The sequence below is a fragment of the Bacillus cereus group sp. BfR-BA-01310 genome (assembly GCF_022664325.1).
GTDB lineage: Bacteria > Bacillota > Bacilli > Bacillales > Bacillaceae_G > Bacillus_A > Bacillus_A paramycoides.
In genome coordinates this window covers 439,409-457,877 of sequence record NZ_JAKUHD010000001.1, presented here as the reverse complement: position 1 = coordinate 457,877, position 18,469 = coordinate 439,409, and the positions used below count along the sequence as shown (strand labels likewise).

Genomic DNA, 18,469 nt, shown 5'->3' with positions numbered 1-18,469 from the left:
TTTTATAAGAATCTTGTTGTTGTTTCGTCGTAACGAATTGGATGATGCGTTGCGTCTTGCTTTAGTGATTGTGTCCGTATTGGTTCTTTCATTATGGAGAAATATACAGCATTTGCTTTTCGTTCTATGTCTAAAGTAGGGTGTTTGAATGTTTTTGTATGGGTAAGGATTGGGAGATCTATTTTTTTCTTATTTTTAGAAAGGTAAGTTTGTCCTTTTTGTGACATACCGAGTAGACGGATATACGGCGCGTATTGCTCTATATTTGCATTGTATATTTCTTCCTTCGTTGTATTTGTTAAAATATGTGTACAAGCTCTTTGTAATCTAGTCCATGTATAACGTTTTGTTTTTAATGCTTCCATGAATGAATGGAACGATGAACTGTCCTGTATTTTTGATAAAATACGATGCTCTAAACCTTCTTCTATTTCATATATATGTTGTAAGTCTTGAGAAGACATGGTCATGAGTTTGTATTTGAAAAACGAAAAGTAATTTTCCCAGTTATGTAACACACCGTAGTTTTGCTTGTAATTTTCTAAAAGAGAAGCAGACGTTTTCGGGATAAAAGGCTCAATAGTTGAAAATGAACTGTTTTCGCTAAATAGTTGCTTACGAATACTTGTTGCGCTTGCAATATGTTTATTATGAAATGTTTCATCATGATAATGAGAGGCGAATCTTTTTATAGTTTGTACTTGCATGGCACTATTTTGTGAGAGAATTGCCTTGATGTATTGTAAGCCTAAAATGTTATTTGGTTGTGACATATCTACGTTTTTTTCGGGTGGTAAGATGCGTAGAAAGGCTTCAGATGTTGCTTTTGCGTAACTATTCCCCTCGTTCATAAATTGTTTTACAAGACGATTAAAAGTCTCTTCTTCATTTTTTTGTACAGAAATGGTATTATAAAAATTTTCAGTTTGCCCATCTTCACTACCGAAACAAATTTCAGAAACACGAAGGGCGTTTAAAATGGAAATTGCGCCATTTGCGAATGTTTCAGCCTTTTGTGTTGCAAATGCATAAGGAAGCTCTACAACAAGGTCTACGCCGCTTGCTAAGGCCATTTTGGTACGATACCATTTGGAGGTGAGTGCAGGCTCACCACGCTGTAAAAAAGGACCGCTCATAACGGCAATAATAATATCAGACTGTGTTAACTTTTTTGTTTGTTGCACATGATAAGCATGACCGTTATGAAAAGGGTTATATTCAACAACAATACCACTGGCTTTTATGGTAATCTCTCCTTTCGATGTAGCATCTTTTTGGAAAACGTGATAATCTATATATTATTTCCTATGATGACTTCATTATAGTGTAAAGAAAAAACATTGACAAATATAAAATGGCTAGCTATAATTTTGTTTGTTGCCTTGAGGTGATATGATATGAAATGGTCCATCCATCAATTGAATAAATTGAGAAATAAAGGATTGACATTGGATGAGATGGTAGATGTAAGTGAGCTAAAAGAGGTCGAGAAAGATATTCGTGAAATTAATCCTGTCCATGTAACAGGAAGAGTTGATTTTGGCTCCGGTAAGTTTACGTTTCATCTACATATAACTGGAAGCATGGTTTTACCATGTTCTCGCTCTTTAGTAGATGTGACATTACCATTTGACATTAAAACAACTGAGGTGTTCCAAACTTCTGAAGAGGAGTTTGAAACAGAAACTGAAATTCATTGTTTAGAAGGAGAAGTACTTGACTTACTGCCCGTAATCAAGGAAAATATACTTTTGGAGATTCCAATGCAAATTTTCAGTGATGATGTTTCTGGTGGAGCACCGACGCAAGGTCAAGACTGGCAAGTGATTTCGGAAGAAAACAAAGAAAAGCCTGTTGATCCAAGGTTGGCAGGACTTGCAAAGTTTTTTGACAAATAATCGGAAGACTGGTTCAGGCCTTCATATGAAAATAACTATTTCTTTTAAGGAGGTGGGAAGAATGGCTGTACCTTTTAGAAGAACTTCTAAAACAGTAAAAAGAAAGCGTCGTACGCATTTCAAATTATCAGTACCTGGTATGGTAGAGTGCCCAAGCTGTGGTGAAGCGAAATTAGCTCACCGTGTATGTAAAGCATGCGGTACTTACAAAGGTAAAGAAGTAATCAGCAAGTAATTGCAAAAAATAAACGTAGAAGATATCTTCTACGTTTATTTTTTTTGTCTTATTCTTTATTTGTTGTATTCTATCTTTTCTAGTAACTGCATATGCTTAATAAAAAATGCATAGGGAGGACTAGAGAGATGGCGACAACAAGACAAGATGCTTGGACTGATGATGAAGATTTGCTTCTGGCAGAAGTAGTACTCCGGCATATTCGTGAAGGTGGAACGCAACTTTCCGCTTTTAAGGAGGTGGGAAGACATTTATCTCGTACACCTGCAGCGTGTGGATTTAGGTGGAATTCTTACGTTAGAAAGCAGCACAGAGAACGTATTGAAGAAGCGAAACAACTGCGTAAAGTGGAAAATTATGAAGTGAAAGAGACAAAGATAGTGGAGGCGCCTACGTCTCTTACATTAAATGATGTCATTGATTTCTTACAAAGTTATAAAAACGAAAAAGATTCAACTGTGTTGCAGCAACAAATTGAATCATTACAAACCGAAAGAGCGCGTCTTCTGGAGCGATTATCAGTATATGAGGAAGAGTATAGAACATTACTTGATTATATTGATCAAAAAAGAAGTGTAATGGTATTAGAGGGAAAAGAAAGAGATGTTGTTCGTGCGAATGAAAAATTGGAGAAGTTAAAGAAATAAAAAAACAGCTGTTATGCAGCTGTTTTTTTATTTCTTAAGCAGATTCTTCGTTTGTAACCGCATTCAAATTTGTTTCTGGTTGCCAAATGTAAAATTCACCATCGGTTACTGATACTTTTTGGAAATTTAATTTATCCCAAAAACCTGCTGATTGGACACGTGCTATCGTTTTAATCGGGAATTGTAGTTGCTTCGCGTAATTAACGAGCATTTGTCCAAATCCTTGTTTTTGAAAAGTTGGTAACACCTCGAGTTTATAGAGTTCTATATAAGGACCAGTGATTTCGAAATTTTCTCCACCGTTCCTTTTCATATATAGACTCATACGCGCGATTAGTGATCCACCATAGTAAATACCATAAAATGGAGATTCACTATCATTTTCAATAATATTTGCCTGTAATTCTTCAAGCATGGATAACTCTAAAGCTCCGCAGCCTTTAAACTTTTTAAATTCATCTAACGTTTTATAATTGATGAGCAAACGCTCAACTTTTGGGAATATCATTACATCACATCCCTTTCTTATCTTGTTGAATGCAGAAAAGTATAAATATTTATAATAATAGTATAACTCATTTTTAAATTTTTATGAAGAAGATAGAATATTTCTTTCATTATTTTTTTGAGGATTTGCTAAACTAAGAGTAGAACTATGTATATAAGTAGTATATACATAGTGAAAGAAGAGGTTGCATTAGTTACAAGATGATTGAATCCTCAACTATGTTATTGTAATTTAGTAAGATGTAAAGGGGGGAGGACAAGGAAACTTATGTAAATTACTATTATAAGTTCCTTGTGTAAAGATGAAAATTGGAATTGTTGGACCGGGGGCTATTGGTCTCCTATATGCATTTTATTTACAAAAAAGCAATCAAGATGTTACGTTGTTTACAAGGACCGCTAAGCAAGCGGAGGAATTAAACTTAACGGGTGTAACGTGTATTAGGAATGGAGAACGTGAAACAGTGTTTCCATCTATTTTACCGATAGAATGTATGCTGAATAAAAAGTTAGATTATATATTTATTGCTGTAAAGCAATATCACATAACTGACATATTACCTTTTGTGCAGGGAGAATCGTCATTAATCTTTTTACAAAATGGAATGTCCCACCTTCATGTTATGGAAAAATTAAGGAATGAACGTATAGCGGTCGGGATTGTGGAGCATGGTGCAAAAAAAGAGGATGGACATACAGTTCATCATACTGGAATAGGTGTTACAAAATTTGGTGTAGTACGCGGTCAATCTAGTTGTTTTAAAAAGGTATTTAATTGTTTCTCTTTTGATTATTTTCTGATTCAGATAGAAGATGATTGGAAGGGGATTATGTGCAATAAATTAGTAGTCAATGTGTGTATTAATCCATTGACGGCATTATTGCAGGTTCAAAATGGAGAGTTAATTTCAAATCCTTTTTTTTATCAAATGATGGAGCAAGTATTTCAGGAAGTTGCATTCCTTCTTAAAGAAGAAGAGAAAGAAACGGTATGGCAACTGGTACGCCGGGTATGTGAAAGAACATCTCATAATACATCATCTATGTTAGCGGATGTAAGAGCGAATAGACAAACGGAAGTTAATGCAATTATTGGATATGTATTAGAAGAAGCTAAGGAACAACAACAATCAGTTCCGACACTACAATTTCTGTTCAAGGCAATAAAAGGAATGGAAGCATAAGTGTTATTCTTTGCTTTTACGTGAAACATTGACTACAATGTGGGTTGGTGAGAGAACAGGATACGAAAGGAAGAATTATATGGAGATAAAAGAAATCTCTGTTCCACTACAAGGAGTTGTAGCGGACTATATGAACGGTAAAAAAGAGATACAGTCATGTTTTGATTATATGTTAACAGAAGATGCTTTTAAACAGCGTATACATGATTTGCGCGAGAGAAAGTTTTTCCGTCAAGATTTAGTAACGCATTTATTAGAATATAATACACAATTACAAGCAGGAGAATTTACAATTCAAAATATAAAAGCGCTTGAAGATGAAAATACATATGTAGTTATAGCTGGACAACAAGCGGGGTTATTAACGGGACCGCTTTATACAGTGCATAAAATTATTTCAATTTTACAGCTTGCGAAAGAAAAAGAAGAGAGCTTAGGGGTTCGAGTTGTTCCTGTCTTTTGGATTGCTGGTGAAGACCATGATATGGATGAGATTAATCACACTTTCGTAACGAAAAATAAAAAAATAAAAAAGACTATTTTTCATGATCGTCATCCGAAAAAGGCGAGTGCTTCTGAGTCTGAGCTTTCTATTGAAGACTGCAGAAAATGGATTGAGGAGATTTTTAAAACATATCCAGAAACTAATTTTACAAAGGATGTATTACAATTTATTGATGATGCTTTGAATAAATCGAATACGTATGTAGATTTATTTGCTTACCTTATTATGAAATTGTTCGCGAATTCTGGTTTAATTCTTGTAGATTCACATCATCCTACATTAAGAAAATTAGAAGTGCCGTTCTTACAAAAAATTATAAGTAAATATAAAGAAATTCAAGTAGGACTTCATAATCAACAGGAAGTAATTAAGGAACTAGGATTTAAACCGATTATTGAAACGAAGTCTAACGCGGTGCATATATTCATGGAAATTGATAATGAGCGAGTATTGCTTGAAGAGGATCAAGGGAAGTTTGTTGGAAAAGATGGAGTACATTCATTTTCTTATGAAGAATTGATGGAAGAGATGGAAAGAAGTCCAGAGCGTTTTAGTAATAACGTTGTCACACGCCCTCTTATGCAAGAGTATATGTTTCCTACGTTAGCGTTTATTGGCGGGCCAGGGGAGTTAGCTTATTGGAGTGAATTGCAACAAGTGTTCCATACAGTCGGTTTCCAAATGCCACCTGTCGTTCCGCGTCTTACAATTACTTATATGGAGAGAGATATTGCGACAGATTTATACGATTTAGACTTGCAAGAAATGGATCCATTTCTAAATAATATAGATAATTTGCGTGATAATTGGCTTTCTAATCAAATAGAGGAACCAATAGGCGATCGATTTGTAGAAGCGAAAAAAGAAATAATTGATATTCATACATCATTACAACGATTTGTGAAAAAAATAGATCCAGGATTAAGTGAGTTTGCAGGAAAAAATGAACTGAAAATTAATGAACAAATTGAACTATTAGAAAGAATGTTGAAAAGAAATGTTGAGAAGAAGCATGAGGTTCAGCTAAATAAATTCCGTCGTATACAATTTGCGCTTCGTCCGTTAGGAGCACCGCAAGAACGTGTGTGGAATGTATGCTATTATTTAAATCAGTTCGGTCTTGATTTTGTTGACCGAGTAATGAAACAATCCTTTTCGTGGGATGGAAAACATCATGTAATAAAACTATAGAATCTTGCTCTTTGGAGCAGGATTTTATTTTTATTACATCGAATTAACTGTAAAGTGAAATTTTTCTGAATTATCATTCTTATATTAATGTACGGAATCGCAATGCAGCAGATATATATATATGACAAAATAGCACAAAATGTAAACGGATTATTATCTTTTTCGACAGGTTTTTATTTAAATTCCCGCAAAAGATGATAAAATTTAGTATATAATAAAATAAAATAGCGATTTGTATAGTATGCTGCCTTTGTTGGTAAGTTAAATGAGTCGTTCTTTCGTAGCATTTCGTTCTCTAGTAGTAAAATATGCGTTTAGAGGAAGAGATGCATTCAACATAATTAATTGGAAAAAGAGTAGGTGCAACAATGTTTAAACACGTAACAGTACTTTTGAAAGAAACAGTAGATGGCTTAGATATAAAGCCGGGTGGTACATATGTAGATTGTACACTGGGTGGAGGAGGACATAGTTCTTATTTATTATCCCAGCTAACTGATGGTGGAAAATTAATAGCATTTGATCAGGATGAAATAGCGATTCAAAATGCGAAGGAAAAGTTTTCTTCTTATGGTGAACAATTTGTAACAGTGAAGAGTAATTTTCGTTATTTATCTGAAAAACTACATGAATTAGGTATCACAGAAGTAGACGGGATTTTATTCGATTTAGGTGTTTCATCCCCACAATTAGATACACCAGAGCGTGGTTTTAGTTACCATCATGATGCACCGTTAGATATGCGGATGGATCAAGATGCCCCATTAACAGCATATGATGTTGTGAACAGCTGGTCATATGAACAACTCGTAAGAATTTTCTTCCAGTACGGTGAAGAGAAATTTTCAAAGCAAATTGCAAGGAAGATTGAAGCGTATCGCGAGAATAAAGCGATTGAAACGACAGGAGAGTTAGTGGAATTAATTAAAGAAGGTATTCCAGCTCCGGCCCGTAGAACAGGTGGACATCCTGCGAAGCGAGTATTCCAGGCGATTCGTATTGCTGTAAATGATGAATTAAAAGTATTTGAAGAAGCGTTGGAATCTGCAATTGAGATGGTCAAGCCTGGTGGAAGAGTTAGTGTTATAACATTCCATTCTTTAGAAGATCGTATTTGTAAAACGACGTTTAAGCGAAATAGTACAACGCCGCAATTACCACCAGGACTACCGATAATCCCGGATGAATTTAAGCCGAAATTAAAACTTATTACAAGAAAACCGATTTTACCTTCTGATATCGAATTAGAAGAAAATAATCGGGCACGTTCTGCGAAGTTGAGAATCGCTGAAAAAAGATAAAAAGGAGAGAGAGGTATGACTAATTTAGCTGTTAAGTACAAACAACAAGCGCAAGAAGAGGTACAAATTCAAACGCCACCACAGCAGATGGTTAAGCCGAAAGTAAAAGCGAAAATTACAAGAATTGAAAAGCTGTTGTATGTAGCGTTTATTGGCTTTTTAATATATGCCTGTGTAGCTTTTATTGGAAATAAAGCGGGTCTTTATCAAGTTAATGTAGAAGCAGCGACGATAGAAGAACAGATTGTGAAGCAACAAAAAGAAAATCAAGAATTGCAGGCTGAAGTAGAGAAGTTAAGTCGTTATGAACGTATCGCTGAAGTTGCAAAAAAACACGGGCTAGAAATTAATGCGAATAACGTGAAGGGCCTGAAGTAAGGCAAATAGGTGTGAAGAAAAGATGAAGAGAAATATGACCAAATTTCATACCAATAAAGGAGCAGGTTATTTTATGATATTTTTCCTCCTGCTCTTTTTGCTGTTATTAGCCCGATTTTTTTACATACAAGTAACAGGAACAGTGGATAATCATGATTTAAAGAAAATTGCTGAGCAAAAACATAGTAAAAAAGGAGTTCTCGAAGCGAATCGAGGAACAATTTATGATCAAAATGGTCATGTGTTAGCGCAAGATGCAAATTCCTATAAAATTGTAGCGGAATTAAAAGGTGCTAAACCTGTTGAGAATAAAGAGGATACTGCAAAGAAAATTGCTGGAGTACTCGGAAAAGGCGAAGATCAGATTTTAGCCGCTTTAAATAAGGATAAAAGTCAAGTGGAATTTGGAACAATAGGCAAGGACTTGACGAAAGAACAGAAAGAACAAATAGAAGCATTGAAATTGCCGGGGATTTCTTTTATTACCGAAAATGCGAGAGTGTATCCAAATGGAGATTTCGCATCTTACGTCATAGGTCATGCGAAACCGGATGAACACGGAATCTCAGTAGGTCAATTTGGCTTAGAGAAGAGTTTGGATAAATATTTAGGTGCCTCTAATGGTGAGGTAGCTTATACAGGTGATCGTAAAGGAGTATCTCTTGACGGTGGAAAAGTGAATGTAAAGGCACCAAAAAATGGAGATAACGTGTATTTAACGCTTGACCAACGTATTCAAAGTTATTTAGAAGACGCAATGAAAGAAGCGAGTAAACATTATGATCCGAAAAGTTTAATAGGAATTGTTGCGGATCCGAAAACGGGAAAAATATTAGCGATGTCTAGTAAACCTAGTTACGATCCGAATCAACGTAATATTGATTATTATTTTAATGATGCAATTGCAAATGCATTTGAACCTGGATCAACAATGAAAATTTTCACGTTAGCTGCGGCCATTAATGAAGGTGTATACAATGGGCAAGACTTTTATCAGTCTGGTACATATCAAGTGGGTAATCGCAAAATAAAAGATCATAACGGCGGCGCTGGATGGGGCTCTATAACATTTGATGAAGGGGTAGAGCGCTCTTCAAACGTAGCGTTTGCAATTTTAGGTGATCAAAAACTTGGTCCAGAACGTTTCCGAAAATATATTCATAGTTTTGGATTAGACGAAAAAACGAATATTGATTTATCTGGTGAAGGGTCAAATACAATTTTATTTGATCAACAAATACAGCAAGTAACAACAGCGTTTGGACAAGGTTCTACAGTGACACCAATCCAACTTGTGCAAGCTGCAACAGCGATTGCGAATGATGGGAAAATGATGAAACCTTATACAATTGATAAAGTTGTGGATCCAATAACAGGTAAAGTGCAGCTAGAGCATAAACCAGAAGAAGTAGGAAAACCTGTTTCAAAAGAGACAGCAGCGCAAGTAAGGCAATTACTAGAACGTGTTGTTACATCACCGAAAGGAACAGGAACTGCATATAAAGTTGATGGGTATTCAGTCGGTGGTAAAACAGGTACAGCACAAATTCCTGACGGAAAAGGTGGCTATATGACAGGAAGAGAGAATTATATATTCTCATTCCTAGGTATGGCACCGATGGACGATCCGCAACTTGTTGTGTATTTGGCCGTTAAACAGCCGAAATTAAAAGATGATGAAAACGGGGCTCAACCTTTAGCTGATATCTTTAAATATGTAACGAAAAATAGTTTAGAGTATTTAAAGATTAAGCCAAATGAAGTAAAAGATCCGAAAAAATATGTGAAAGAGCAACAAACTGTCGTTCCAGATGTAACCGGAAAAACGATGGAAGAAGCGAAAAAAGCAATTGATAAAGCAAAACTTCGTCCAATCGTATTAGGTGAAGGGAAAGTGCAGCAACAAGTGCCAAAAGCGACTGAACAAACATTGAAGGGTGATCGAGTCTTCTTAGTAGGAGATAAGCCTACAATGCCAAATATACAGGGATGGGCACTGCGTGATGTTATGAATTTAGCAAAAACATTAAAGCTTAACTTAAAACCTTCTGGTACAGGGTATGTAACGGAACAAAGTGTGGCTGAAGGAACATTGTTGCAACCTGGTACAGAATTAGATGTAACACTCGTACCACCACTTGAGCCGCAGCAAGAAGCAGAAAAGCCATAATGGTAATAGGGAAGAAGTTCTAATTAAATAAGTACAAGCATATATTGGAACAAGCTAGGCGTAAGGGAGGCTTGTTCCAATATGCGTGTATCAAATGTAACAGTTAGAAAACGACTTATTTTTATACTTATATCGGGAATACTCGTTTTCACCATCATCGATATTCGTCTTGGATATGTGCAATTTTTTCTTGGGAATATGTTAACGGATCGTGCGAAAGATTCATGGAGTCGTAATATTACTTTTGAACCAGAGCGAGGGAAAATTTTAGATCGAAATGGTGTGGAGCTTGCTACGAATAAAAGTGCACCGACCGTCTTTGTTGTGCCGAGGCAAATTGAAAAACCAGCAGAGACTGCAGAGAAGTTAGCTGCAGTATTAGGTGTGGAAAAAGATGATATTTATAAGCGGATTACAAAAAAAGAGTCGATTGTAAGGCTTGATAAAGGCGGAAGGAAAATATCGCATGATAAAGCGAAAGAAGTACGAGGGTTAAGCTTAAAGGGTGTTTATATCGCAGAGGATTCCATCCGGTACTATCCATTTGGTAACTTTTTATCACACGTATTAGGATTTGCGGGCAGTGATAATCAAGGGCTTATGGGACTAGAGAAATATTATGACAAAGAGCTAAATGGTGATAAAGGTCATGTGCGATTTTTTGCAGATGCGAAAGGGCAGAGAATGCCTAACGTTGGTGATGATTTTAAAAAACCAGAAGCCGGCTTGAATTTAGGATTAACAATTGATTCACGCATTACAAGGATTATGGAAAGAGAAATGAATATTGCGGAATCGACGTATAATCCAGACGGTATGATAGCAATTGCGATGAATCCGAAAAATGGTGAAATTTTAGGTATGTCAAGTCGACCGAGTTTTGATCCAGCAGACTTTCAAAGTGTTTCTCCGGAAGTATATAACAGAAACTTACCTGTATGGAGTACGTATGAGCCTGGGTCAACATTTAAGATTATTACATTAGCCGCAGCCTTGAATGAAAATTTAGTAGACTTAGAGAAAGATACGTTTTATGATGATGGAGCAGCTGAAGTTGGTGGAGCTAGGTTGCGATGTTGGAAAGCTGGAGGTCATGGTAGCCAAACGTTTTTAGAGGTAGTTCAAAACTCTTGTAACCCGGGATTTATTGAACTCGGTGATCGTCTTGGTAAAGACCGATTGTTTAAATACATTCGCAATTTCGGATTTGGACAGAAGACCGGAATTGACTTGCAAGGTGAAGGTAGCGGGATTTTATTTAACTTAGATAAAGTTGGTCCAGTCGAGCAAGCAACGACTTCATTCGGGCAAGGTGTTTCGGTTACACCAATTCAACAAGTAGCGGCAGTAGCGGCTGCTGTAAATGGTGGAACTTTGTATCAACCATATATAGCGAAGGAATTTATTGACCCGAAGAATAATCAAGTTGTCAGCAAAAAAACGCCTGTTGCGAAAAGAAAAGTTATTTCCAAGGAAACTTCAGAGAAAGTTCGTTATGCATTAGAGAATGTTGTAGCGAAAGGGTCCGGTAAAGGTGCTTATATTGATGGATATCGTGTAGGTGGAAAAACCGGAACTGCTCAAAAGGTGAAAGATGGAAAATATTTAGATAATAACTATATTGTATCTTTTATCGGTTTTGCTCCAGCAGATGATCCACAAATTGTTGTTTACGTTGCTGTTGATAATCCGAAAGGAGTCACTCAATTTGGTGGAGTTGTTGCGGCTCCAATTGTTGGGAATATTCTTCGAGATGCACTTCCTGTTATGGGAGTGGAGCCGAGAAAAGAGCAAGTTGAGAAAGAATATAAATGGGGCGATACACCAACTGTGGAAGTTCCAAATTTAATTGGTATGACGAAGAAAGATTTACAAACACAACTTGTCGATTTGAAGCTTGATATAAGTGGTGATGGAGAGAAAGTAATTAAACAATCACCAGAAGCTGGTGCGAAAGTTAAAGAAGGTTCGAAAATTAGAATTTACTTCGGGAATTAAAGGTAACCGATTGTGTTTTATGGTACAATTGGTGGAAGTGAGTTCTTTTTAGAAGAGTTGCTTTATTTGAGACTATAAGTGTCTCGTTAATAAATAAGTCTATTTATTAGACTGTAGTAGCACTTACCTCCAGTTTTTATATGACTAGGAGGTAACGTGGTACTAACTTAAAAATAAGAGATAAATAAACAATGTAGAGAGGGTTTAGTGAAATGAAGTTGCATACACTTGTATCATGTTTGCATGATTTTCCAGTTGTTCCAAAAGAAAATCCAGAAATAACATCTATTGAAGCTGATTCACGTAAAGTGAGAGAGGGAAGCTTATTTGTATGTATGAAAGGATATACGGTTGATAGCCATGACTTTGCTAAGCAAGCAGCCGCACAAGGAGCGGCTGCTATTGTTGCGGAAAGACCAATTGATGTTGACGTTCCAGTTGTACTTGTGAAAAATACTTTTCGTTCGTTAGCGGTTTTAGCTGATTACTTTTATGGCCAACCAACACACAAGTTACATTTAATCGGTATTACAGGTACAAATGGAAAGACAACAACATCGCATATTATGGATGAAATTATGCGCGCACATGGTCATAAAACAGGGCTAATTGGAACGATTAATATGAAAATCGGTGATGAAACATTTGAGGTGAAAAATACAACACCAGATGCACTAACACTTCAACAGACGTTTTTAAAAATGGTTGAACAAGGTGTGGATAGCACAGTAATGGAAGTTTCGTCTCATGCTTTAGATCTTGGTCGTGTACACGGATGCGATTATGATGTTGCAGTATTTACGAATTTAACACAAGATCATTTAGACTATCATAATACGATGGAAGAATATAAACATGCGAAGGGATTGCTTTTTGCGCAGCTGGGCAATAGTTTTAATCATAATCGTGAAAAGTACGCTATATTAAACAGTGATGATCCAGTCGCGGAAGAGTATATGAGAAGTACGGCAGCTACTGTCGTTACATACGGTATAGAGGTTTCAAGTGATATTATGGCAAAAGATATCGTTATGACGAGCGGTGGCACAACATTTACACTTGTAACACCATATGAAAGTGTAAATGTTACGATGAAATTAATTGGTAAGTTCAACGTATACAATGTATTAGCTGCTACAGCAGCAGGGCTTGTTTCAGGCGTGAACTTACAAACAATTATTGACGTAATTAAACAGCTAGCTGGTGTTCCTGGGCGTTTTGAAGTTGTTGATGGCGGACAGAATTACACAGTTATTGTCGATTATGCACATACACCGGATAGTTTGGAGAACGTACTGAAAACAGCGAAACAGTTCGCAAAAGGTGATGTATATTGTATTGTTGGTTGCGGTGGTGATAGAGATCGGACGAAAAGACCGGTGATGGCAAGTGTCGCAACTAAATATGCATCTCAAGCAATCTACACATCAGACAATCCAAGAAGTGAAGATCCAGTGGCTATTTTAGATGATATGATAAACGGTGCAAAAGGGAATAATTATGAAGTAATTGTTGATCGGAAAGAAGCGATACGCTATGCGATTTCAAAAGTGAAAGCAGAAGATATTATTATTATTGCTGGTAAAGGGCATGAAACGTATCAAATTATTGGTAAAGAAGTTCATCATTTTGACGATCGTGAAGTCGCTAAAGAAGCAATCACGGAGCGTTTAAACAACGAAGAGTAACAGCATGAGAGGAGGACTACATGTGCTTGAACAAGGTTTATTAGTAACGGCTGGGGTAGCATTCTTAATCTCTGTTGCCCTTTCGCCATTATTTATTCCATTTTTAAGAAAGTTAAAGTTCGGACAGAGTATTCGTGACGAAGGACCGAAGTCACACCAAAAGAAATCAGGGACACCAACGATGGGTGGTATTGTCATATATGTATCTATGATGGTGACTACGCTTATTATGGCGATTAAATTTAACCATTTAGGTGCAGAAGTATCATTGTTATTATTAGTTACATTTGGGTACGGATTAATCGGGTTTTTAGATGACTACATAAAAGTAGTTAAGAAAAGAAATCTTGGTTTAACATCAAAACAAAAATTGATTGGTCAGCTTGTAATTGCTATTGCGTTCTTTTTAATTGGAAAAGGGCAAGCATTTCACACGTATATCATGATTCCGGGAACTGATGTTAAATTCGAACTGAGCTGGGCATATTTTGTTCTTGTATTATTTATGCTTATTGGTGGATCGAATGCGGTTAACTTAACAGATGGTTTAGATGGTTTATTATCAGGGACAGCTGCTATTGCATTCGGAGCATTTAGTATTATTGCTGTGGCTCAAGAACAATTTGGGGTAGCGATTTTCTGTATGGCAGTTGTAGGAGCTGTACTTGGCTTTTTAGTATTCAATGCGAATCCAGCGAGAGTATTTATGGGGGACACGGGTTCTCTAGCTTTAGGTGGTGCAATCGCAGCTGTAGCGATTTTGTTAAAACAAGAATTGCTACTTGTTATTATTGGCGGCGTATTCGTAATGGAGACTTTATCTGTTATTATCCAAGTTATTTCGTTCAAAACAACAGGAAAGCGTGTCTTTAAAATGAGCCCATTACATCACCATTATGAATTATGTGGTTGGTCAGAGTGGCGCGTTGTTGTGACGTTTTGGTCTGTAGGATTTTTATTAGCTGTGCTAGGAATTTATATCGGGGTGTGGATGTAATTGAAAACTGTAACTGAATATCAAAATAAAAATGTTCTTGTATTAGGTATTGCTAAAAGTGGTTATGCAGCAGCTACTTTATTAAAAAAATTAGGAGCAAACGTTATTGTAAATGATGGGAAACCATTAGCGGGTAATGTACTTGCTGCTGAATTACAAGCGAAAGGAATGGATGTTGTGTGTGGTGGACATCCGTTAGAATTGTTGGAGAGAAACATTTCACTTGTCGTAAAAAATCCAGGAATTCCATATTCTAATCCACTATTAGTAGCGGCGAAAGAAAAGCAAATTCCGGTTGTAACTGAGGTTGAATTAGCATATCGCATTTCAGTAGCACCGTTTGTTGGGATTACAGGATCTAACGGTAAAACAACAACGACTATGTTAACGTTTGAAATGTTGAAAGAAGGACAAAAACATCCTGTTATTGCGGGGAATATCGGTACTGTAGCTTGTGAAGTTGCGCAATCCGCGATAGAAAATGAAGTTGTCGTTACAGAACTTTCATCGTTCCAATTGATGGGAGTAGAATCGTTCCAACCAAAAATTGCAGCCTTTTTAAATTTATTTGAGGCTCACTTAGATTATCATGGGACGAAGAAAGAGTATGGTTTAGCGAAAGCAAATATTTTCAAAAACCAAACAGAAAACGATTATAGTGTAATAAATGCAGATGATGCAGAGGTAATGGCTTTATCTGCTTATAGTAAAGGTCAAAAAATACTATTCTCGACAACGAAAGAAATTGAAGATGGTGCGTGTATAAAAGATAACGCTCTTTATTTTAAAGGTGAAAAAGTTGTTGAAGTAAGTGATATCGTTTTACCTGGTCAGCATAATTTAGAAAATATTTTAGCTGCGATGAGTATCGCGAAATTATTAGGTGTTTCTAATGAAGCAATTACGGTAGTGTTAAAACGTTTTACAGGCGTAAAACATCGTTTAGAATATGTAACAACTATTAATAACCGTAAGTTTTATAATGACTCAAAAGCAACGAATATGTTAGCGACTGAGAAAGCTTTATCTGCGTTTACACAACCGATTGTGTTATTAGCTGGCGGGCTTGATCGTGGAAATGAATTTGATGATTTAATTCCATACTTTAAACATGTCAAAGCGATTGTAACATTTGGACAAACTGCCCCTAAATTAGTAAGAGCGGCAGAAAAAGCAGGATTAGATGTAATTGAAAGTGTCGATACTTTAGAGGATGCAGTAGTGAAAGCTTATGCTCATTCTACAGATGGTGACGTTATTCTTCTTTCACCAGCATGTGCAAGCTGGGATCAATTTAAAACATTTGAAGAAAGAGGAGACATTTTTATACAAGCTGTGCATAAACTTATATAAAGTAAATCAAAACATCAGTAGGCTAACACCTACTGATGTTTTGTTACATAGGGCAAAAGGTTCTGCCCAAAGAGGTGGTGTTCATGGATAATGAAGAAAACGCCTGATTTTATTCTCATCATCGTTACACTTGCGTTGTTAACAATCGGAATGATTATGGTTTATAGTGCGAGTGCGGTTTGGGCCTCTTATAAAATGGGAGATTCATTCTTTTTTGCAAAAAGACAATTGTTGTTTGCAAGCCTTGGGGTAGTAGCTATGTTTTTTATAATGAAAATTGATTATTGGGTGTGGCGTACGTATTCAAAAGTAATTTTGCTAGTTTGTTTCATTCTTCTTATTCTCGTTCTTATTCCTGGAGTAGGTCTCGTTCGTGGGGGCGCGCGAAGTTGGATTGGAATCGGAGCATTTTCTATCCAACCGTCAGAGTTTATGAAATTCGCGATGATTATTTTCCTAGCAAAATTTTTAGCGGAACGACAAAAATTAATTACATCTTTTAAACGTGGTTTACTACCAGCTCTTAGTTTTGTATTTCTTGCTTTTGGGATGATTATGTTACAACCAGACCTTGGTACGGGAACCGTAATGGTTGGGACATGTATCATCATGATATTTGTTTCGGGAGCACGAGTCTTTCATTTTGCAATGTTTGGATTACTTGGCGTAGCAGGATTTGTAGGGTTAATTGCATCGGCACCATATCGAATGAAGCGGATTACATCTTATTTAGATCCATGGTCAGATCCGCTTGGAAGCGGATTTCAAATTATCCAATCGTTACTCGCAATTGGACCTGGTGGTTTATTTGGGCTTGGACTTGGACAAAGTAGACAAAAATTTCTTTATTTGCCTGAACCACAAACAGATTTTATATTTGCAATCTTATCCGAGGAATTAGGTTTTATTGGCGGTTCATTTGTGTTATTATTATTTAGTCTATTACTATGGCGCGGGATTCGTATAGCATTAGGAGCGCCAGATTTATATGGTACGTTTTTAGCAGTAGGTATTGTGGCGATGATTGCGATTCAAGTAATGATTAATGTTGGTGTTGTAACAGGACTAATGCCTGTTACGGGTATTACTTTGCCGTTTTTAAGTTATGGTGGATCAAGTTTGACCTTAATGTTAATGGCAGTAGGTGTATTATTGAATATAAGTCGCCATTCTCGCTATTAAACCCTGTTTATAAGACAGGGTTTTTCGTATGTGTGTGAAAATACAATATGTATATAGAAATAAATACGATTGAATAAGAACAGGGAAGTGGAGGAATTTGTAGTGCGAGTATTAGTTAGTGGTGGGGGGACTGGAGGACATATTTATCCAGCTCTTGCTTTAATTAGAGAAATAAAAAAATTAAATCCGGAAGCAAGGTTTTTATACATTGGTACGGAAAATGGATTAGAGAGTACTATCGTACCGAAAGCAGGTATACCGTTTCAATCTATTGTTATCAGTGGATTTAAACGAAAAATATCTCTCGATAATGTAAAAACAGTGATGCGTTTCTTAAAAGGTGTTCAAGATAGTAAACGATATATTCGTCGTTTTAATCCTGATATTGTTATTGGCACTGGTGGATATGTATGTGGTCCAGTTGTTTATGCTGCGGCCAAATTAGGTATTCCAACTATTGTACACGAACAAAATAGTGTACCTGGTGTAACGAATAAATTTTTAAGTCGTTATGTTGATAAAGTTGCTGTTTGCTTTGAAGCAGCTGCAGAGCATTTTCCTGAGTCAAAAGTGGTTATGACAGGTAATCCACGTGCATCAGAAGTAATGGATCAAAATGGAATGAAAGGGAAACGTTCAGTAGGACTATCTCTTCCTAAAAAATCCGTACTTATTTTTGGTGGGAGTCGCGGAGCTAGACCGATTAATGATGCTTTTGTAGAAGCGATTGAACAATTTGGGAATAAAAGTTACGAAGTATTATATGTAACCGGTGAAGTACATTATGATAAAGTTATGGAAGCCGTGAAACAAAAAGGGAATCCGAATAATGTTATTATTAAACCTTTCATTCATAATATGCCGGAGGTACTGACTGGTGTAGATCTTGTTGTTTCAAGAGCAGGAGCTACAACGCTTGCGGAATTAACAGCGTTAGGAAAGCCGAGTGTATTAATTCCAAGTCCGTACGTAACAAATAACCATCAAGAAAAAAATGCACGTTCAGTTGTTGATAAAGGAGCAGCTAAAATGCTACTTGAAAAAGATTTAACATCTGAAACGCTTATTCGTGATATTGATGAAATTTTATTAGATGCACAAACATTACAAAACATGAAACTGGCTGCTAAGCAACTAGGTATTCCAGATGCAGCAAATAAGCTGTATGAAGTAATGAACAAGCTTATTAAAAAATAACATTAGGTGAACGCCCTGCATATTACTGTAATAAGGAG

General features: G+C 36.3%; 16 protein-coding genes. 14 read left to right on the top strand and 2 right to left on the bottom strand.

All coding sequences use genetic code 11. The features are described from left to right. Positions 1-2: 2 nt before the first annotated feature. Positions 3-1,184 carry a nucleotidyltransferase gene (locus MR109_RS02255; RefSeq protein ID WP_242270817.1) on the bottom strand — a complete coding sequence of 394 codons (1,182 nt, stop codon included), beginning with the start codon at positions 1,182-1,184 and terminating at the stop codon, positions 3-5. A gap of 213 nt (positions 1,185-1,397) precedes the next feature. On the opposite strand from MR109_RS02255, the gene MR109_RS02250 reads away from it, so the two are divergent. The 3 genes from MR109_RS02250 to MR109_RS02240 all read left to right on the top strand — a co-directional run bounded on the left by MR109_RS02250 (position 1,398) and on the right by MR109_RS02240 (position 2,780). Beyond that, positions 1,398-1,898 (top strand): YceD family protein, encoded by a 501-nt coding sequence (locus MR109_RS02250; RefSeq protein WP_048374014.1) that lies wholly within the window; start codon positions 1,398-1,400, stop codon positions 1,896-1,898. A 61-nt stretch (positions 1,899-1,959) separates the two neighbouring features. After that, the gene (gene rpmF / locus MR109_RS02245; protein ID WP_001984764.1) at positions 1,960-2,133 is read left to right on the top strand and encodes a 50S ribosomal protein L32; all 174 of its coding nucleotides are present in this window, start codon (positions 1,960-1,962) and stop codon (positions 2,131-2,133) included. A gap of 128 nt (positions 2,134-2,261) precedes the next feature. Continuing rightward, entirely contained in the window at positions 2,262-2,780 is a 519-nt protein-coding gene (locus MR109_RS02240) for an RsfA family transcriptional regulator (protein ID WP_098303961.1), read from the top strand. 34 nt (positions 2,781-2,814) lie between these two features. On the opposite strand, the gene MR109_RS02235 is transcribed toward MR109_RS02240, so the two are convergent. Beyond that, complete coding sequence (locus MR109_RS02235; RefSeq protein WP_048374012.1) at positions 2,815-3,288, bottom strand: N-acetyltransferase; 474 nt, start codon at positions 3,286-3,288, stop codon at positions 2,815-2,817. Between the two features lie 301 nt (positions 3,289-3,589). On the opposite strand from MR109_RS02235, the gene panE reads away from it, so the two are divergent. From panE to murG, 11 genes are all read left to right on the top strand, one after another. After that, positions 3,590-4,471: a 2-dehydropantoate 2-reductase gene (panE, locus tag MR109_RS02230; protein ID WP_242270816.1), complete on the top strand. Its 882-nt coding sequence runs from the start codon at positions 3,590-3,592 to the stop codon at positions 4,469-4,471. A gap of 79 nt (positions 4,472-4,550) precedes the next feature. Next, entirely contained in the window at positions 4,551-6,167 is a 1,617-nt protein-coding gene (gene bshC / locus MR109_RS02225) for a bacillithiol biosynthesis cysteine-adding enzyme BshC (RefSeq protein ID WP_242270813.1), read from the top strand. A 368-nt stretch (positions 6,168-6,535) separates the two neighbouring features. Continuing rightward, on the top strand, positions 6,536-7,468 hold the full coding sequence (gene rsmH, locus MR109_RS02220; RefSeq protein WP_002173165.1) for a 16S rRNA (cytosine(1402)-N(4))-methyltransferase RsmH: 933 nt from the start codon (positions 6,536-6,538) through the stop codon (positions 7,466-7,468). A gap of 15 nt (positions 7,469-7,483) precedes the next feature. Continuing rightward, on the top strand, positions 7,484-7,846 hold the full coding sequence (gene ftsL / locus MR109_RS02215) for a cell division protein FtsL (RefSeq protein WP_002173164.1): 363 nt from the start codon (positions 7,484-7,486) through the stop codon (positions 7,844-7,846). A 22-nt stretch (positions 7,847-7,868) separates the two neighbouring features. Continuing rightward, positions 7,869-10,016, top strand: a complete 2,148-nt coding sequence (locus tag MR109_RS02210) for a penicillin-binding protein (protein WP_459553067.1) — start codon at positions 7,869-7,871, stop codon at positions 10,014-10,016. A gap of 81 nt (positions 10,017-10,097) precedes the next feature. Continuing rightward, positions 10,098-12,014 carry a stage V sporulation protein D gene (locus MR109_RS02205; RefSeq protein WP_242270810.1) on the top strand — a complete coding sequence of 639 codons (1,917 nt, stop codon included), beginning with the start codon at positions 10,098-10,100 and terminating at the stop codon, positions 12,012-12,014. Positions 12,015-12,226: 212 nt separating this feature from the next. Beyond that, the gene (locus tag MR109_RS02200; RefSeq protein WP_242270808.1) at positions 12,227-13,702 is read left to right on the top strand and encodes a UDP-N-acetylmuramoyl-L-alanyl-D-glutamate--2,6-diaminopimelate ligase; all 1,476 of its coding nucleotides are present in this window, start codon (positions 12,227-12,229) and stop codon (positions 13,700-13,702) included. Positions 13,703-13,724: 22 nt separating this feature from the next. Beyond that, on the top strand, positions 13,725-14,699 hold the full coding sequence (gene mraY / locus MR109_RS02195) for a phospho-N-acetylmuramoyl-pentapeptide-transferase (RefSeq protein ID WP_242270805.1): 975 nt from the start codon (positions 13,725-13,727) through the stop codon (positions 14,697-14,699). Next, the gene (murD, locus tag MR109_RS02190) at positions 14,700-16,052 is read left to right on the top strand and encodes a UDP-N-acetylmuramoyl-L-alanine--D-glutamate ligase (protein ID WP_242270803.1); all 1,353 of its coding nucleotides are present in this window, start codon (positions 14,700-14,702) and stop codon (positions 16,050-16,052) included. A 90-nt stretch (positions 16,053-16,142) separates the two neighbouring features. After that, complete coding sequence (gene spoVE, locus MR109_RS02185; RefSeq protein WP_002173158.1) at positions 16,143-17,234, top strand: stage V sporulation protein E; 1,092 nt, start codon at positions 16,143-16,145, stop codon at positions 17,232-17,234. Between the two features lie 102 nt (positions 17,235-17,336). Then, positions 17,337-18,431: an undecaprenyldiphospho-muramoylpentapeptide beta-N-acetylglucosaminyltransferase gene (gene murG / locus MR109_RS02180; RefSeq protein ID WP_025147785.1), complete on the top strand. Its 1,095-nt coding sequence runs from the start codon at positions 17,337-17,339 to the stop codon at positions 18,429-18,431. Positions 18,432-18,469 lie beyond the last annotated feature (38 nt).